Here is a 2,584-nt window from a genome sequence, read left to right on the forward strand (position 1 = left end):
GTGACGGCGTGCCTTTTGCATAATGAGCCTACGAGTTGCTCCTCACTGGCGAGGTTAAGTTCTTAACTAACGGAGCCGTAGCGAAAGCGAGTCCAAATAGGGCGTTTTAGTCAGTGGGGGCAGACGCGAAACTTTGTGATCTATCCATGGTCAGGTTGAAGGTTAGGTAAAACTAACTGGAGGACCGAACTCATAAACGTTGAAAAGTTTTGGGATGAACTGTGGATAGGGGTGAAAGGCCAATCAAACTGAGAGATAGCTCGTTCTCCCCGAAATGTTTTTAGGAACAGCGTCGCATTTTAGAAGTTTATTAGAGGTAGAGCTACTGATTGGGCTAGGGGGCTTCACCGCCTACCAAACCCTGACAAACTCCGAATGCTAATAAATATCTGCGGCAGTGAGGCTGCGGGCGCTAAGGTCCGTGGCCGAGAGGGAAATAACCCAGAATAGCAGCTAAGGTCCCTAATACATGGTTAAGTTGATCAAACGAGGTGGAGTTTCTATAACAGCCAGGATGTTGGCTTGGAAGCAGCCATTCATTTAAAGAGTGCGTAACAGCTCACTGGTCGAGAGACTCTGCGCGGAAAATAATCGGGCATCAAACCATGAACCGAAGCTCTATGATACATACTTTCAGTATGGATCGGTAGGGGAGCATTGAAACCTGCATCGAAGGTGATAAGCGATTATTGCTGGAGCGGTTTCAAAAGAAAATGTAGGCATAAGTAACGATAAAACAGGTGAAAAACCTGTTCGCCGAAAGTCTAAGGGTTCCTGATCAACGTTAATCGGATCAGGGTTAGTCGGGTCCTTAGGTGAACCCGAAAGGGGTAACTGATGGAAAGCTGGTTAATATTCCAGCACCCGTTTTAGTTTCGATGGGGTGACGCAGTTGTGAAAGTTCCCCGCACTTACGGAATAGTGCGGTTAAGTACGTAGCTATTTGTTTTCCAGGCAAATCCGGAAGATAAGGCGAAATACGAAAGTACACCAATGCTTCGGCTGCGGTGAGTGAACCTAAAGGCTGCCGAGAAAAACCTCTAAGGCTAGGCTAAGACGGCCCGTACCGCAAACCGACACAGGTAGACGGGATGAATATTCTAAGGCGCTCGGGTGAGCCGTGGAGAAGGAACTAGGCAAATTGACGCTGTAACTTCGGGATAAGGCGTACCATAGCGATATGGTCACAGTAAAATGGTTCAACCAACTGTTTAACAAAAACACAGGGCTCTGCAAAATCGTAAGATGAAGTATAGGGCCTGATACCTGCCCGGTGCTGGAAGGTTAAGGAAGGGTGTTCGGGGGTAACCCCAAAGCTCCTGACTGAAGCCCCAGTAAACGGCGGCCGTAACTATAACGGTCCTAAGGTAGCGAAATTCCTTGTCGGGTAAGTTCCGACCTGCACGAATGGTCTAATGAGTTGAACACTGTCTCCTCCACGAGCCCGGTGAAATTGTAGTATCGGTGAAGATGCCGGTTACCCGCCACGGGACGGAAAGACCCCGTGAACCTTCACTACAACTTTGCATTGATTTTGAACAACCAGTGTGTAGGATAGTTGGGAGACTATGAAGCATCGTCGCCAGGCGGTGTGGAGTCAACGTTGAAATACCAACCTCTGTTTGTTTAGAGTCTAATCCCTAACGGGAAACAGTGCATGGTGGGTAGTTTGACTGGGGTGGTCGCCTCCTAAAGAGTAACGGAGGCTTGCAAAGGTTCCCTCAGTACGGTTGGTAATCGTACGCAGAGCGCATCAGTATAAGGGAGCTTGACTGTGAGACAGACAAGTCGATCAGGGACGAAAGTCGGCTGAAGTGATCCGGTGGTTCCGCATGGAAGGGCCATCGCTCAAAGGATAAAAGGTACTCCGGGGATAACAGGCTGATCTTTCCCAAGAGCTCATATCGACGGAAAGGTTTGGCACCTCGATGTCGGTTCGTCACATCCTGGGGCTGGAGAAGGTCCCAAGGGTTCGGCTGTTCGCCGATTAAAGTGGCACGTGAACTGGGTTCAGAACGTCGCAAGACAGTTCGGTCCCTATCTGTGGTGGGCGCAAGTAAATTGAGAGGACATGACCTTAGTACGAGAGGACCGGGTCGTACGTACCGCTGGTGTATCAGTTGTGCCGCCAGGTGCAATGCTGAGTAGCTAAGTACGGACAGGATAAACGCTGAAAGCATCTAAGCGTGAAACCTTCCTCAAGATGAGTTTACTTTTAAGGGCCGTAGGAGACGACTACGTTGATAGGCTACAGATGTAAAGCTGGTAACAGCACAGTCGAGTAGTACTAATTGCCCGTACGCTTTAATTTTTATTTTTACTCTGGATATCAGAACTGATGTCTGGTGTACCAACAACTACTGCTGCTTTCAATATGTTATCTTATTTATGCTGAGAATAAAATCTTGAGTATAGTACCTTTTTATGGTGGCTATTCCGAGGGTGATCACCTCTTCCCATCCCGAACAGAGCAGTTAAGCCCCTCATGGCCAATGGTACTGCAGCCGCGTGCTGTGGGAGAGTAGGTAACTGCCATAATCATTTACAAAGGCCCCGACTGTAGCAATACAGTGCGGGGCTTTTT

2 rRNA genes are annotated in these 2,584 nt (G+C 48.6%); both read left to right on the top strand.

The features are described 5' to 3' along the window. Nucleotides 1-2,312: ribosomal RNA gene (locus BUE76_RS00525) — 23S ribosomal RNA — on the top strand; the annotation flags it as partial. A gap of 111 nt (nucleotides 2,313-2,423) precedes the next feature. After that, nucleotides 2,424-2,538 (top strand): 5S ribosomal RNA (rrf, locus tag BUE76_RS00530). Nucleotides 2,539-2,584: the final 46 nt, after the last annotated feature.

Source organism: Cnuella takakiae (assembly GCF_001953305.1).
In the GTDB taxonomy this organism is placed as follows: domain Bacteria; phylum Bacteroidota; class Bacteroidia; order Chitinophagales; family Chitinophagaceae; genus Flavisolibacter; species Flavisolibacter takakiae.